This window comes from Acinetobacter sp. 228 (genome assembly GCF_048147885.1).
The window spans coordinates 1-1349 of record NZ_JAYWYV010000282.1 but is presented as its reverse complement, the minus strand read 5'-3'; the positions used below and the strand labels follow the sequence as shown (position 1 = coordinate 1349).

The following is a 1349-nucleotide window of genomic DNA, read 5'->3' as shown; positions in this document are numbered from 1 at the left end:
AAACCTACATGATGAAAGAATCAATTGGCAAGAAGGCCATCTTAAATATGGTGCTAAAGGACAATACACCTTTAAAAACAATCAGCTCTATGCAAGTTTGAGTGGTATTAGTTCGGCCACATTTGGTGATGGTGACGCAGGCCAAAATAGTAATGGCAAAGAACGTAAAACAGATGTGAATGAATGGGTCATTGGTTTTAAAGACGGCACCAATAAAGATGAGTTAACGACCTATGATTTAAGTATTGGTCGGCAAAATATCATGATTGGTGACGGGTTCTTTATTGCGGGTGATGCATTAAACCTTGGAAAAGCACCTGCGGATGGCACACTAGATCGGGGCGGCGCATATTATCTGGCAGCTCGTCGAAGCTTTGATTTTACAAGTTTGCTTCAATATAAACCGCAAGAGAATACAACGCTAAAGCTGGCTTATTTAAAGTCAGATAATAAAGCACAATTTTCCCCAGAACTATTTGTGACTGATCTGATGTATCAGCTTAAAGATAAGGGCGTTGGGTTTACCTATTTAAACGTATTAGACCTTGAAGATGCTGAACACGTTTCAGGACGACAAGACCTTAAAAATTATGCTTTACGCTTTAATTATCAACCTTTACCAGAGATACAAGTTAAAACTGAGTTTGTAGTTCAAGATAAAAAAGATGGCCAAGAAAATGCTGGCTACTTAGCGCTGAACTATAACTTTTTATCTTCAAAATATACGCCTTCATTAGGCTACCGTTTTAGTCATTTTTCAGACCAATACGACCCTATGTTTTATGGAAATACGGTCGGCTTTGGTACATGGTTTCAGGGTGAAGTTGCCGGAAACTATGCTGGACCATTCAATAAAAATGCCGACATTCATCAAGTCTCTTACATGATGAATTTGAAAGAAAATTTTATGTTGGGTGCTTTGGCCTATAAGTTCAAAACAGTAAATAAGTCTTTAACTAATGTAGATGGACATGAGCTGGATGTCTTTTCGGTCTGGTCAGTTAATAAAAAATTCAACGTGATTCCTTTAGTGGGACTTTATAAACCAAAACACGATATCCATAGTGGCGGTACTCAAAACTACGATGACAAAACCAATGTCTATGCGCAGTTGATTCTGCAATACATCTATTAATAAATCCTTTTAAATGAATTGAGAGAAATAAAAAATGAGTGAAGTTCAGATTTTACAAAGCGTGCAACAATTTATGGCACGTCAACACGGACATTTTATTGATGGAAAATTAGTTGCCGCCGAGCATTTAGATAAAGTGGATATTATGAATCCATCGACTGAACAAGTGGTTGCTCAAATTAGAATTGGTAGTCAACAAGATGTCGAAAGCGCC

At 37.4% G+C, this 1349-nt stretch carries 1 protein-coding gene and 1 pseudogene; both read left to right on the top strand.

Translation table 11 applies throughout. The features are described from left to right. Positions 1 to 1135, top strand: a 1135-nt coding sequence (locus tag VXQ92_RS18230; protein ID WP_416682753.1) for a hypothetical protein, incomplete at its 5' end; no start/stop codon positions are given. A 34-nt stretch (positions 1136 to 1169) separates the two neighbouring features. After that, positions 1170 to 1349, top strand: a pseudogene (locus tag VXQ92_RS18225) (NAD-dependent phenylacetaldehyde dehydrogenase); the annotation flags it as partial.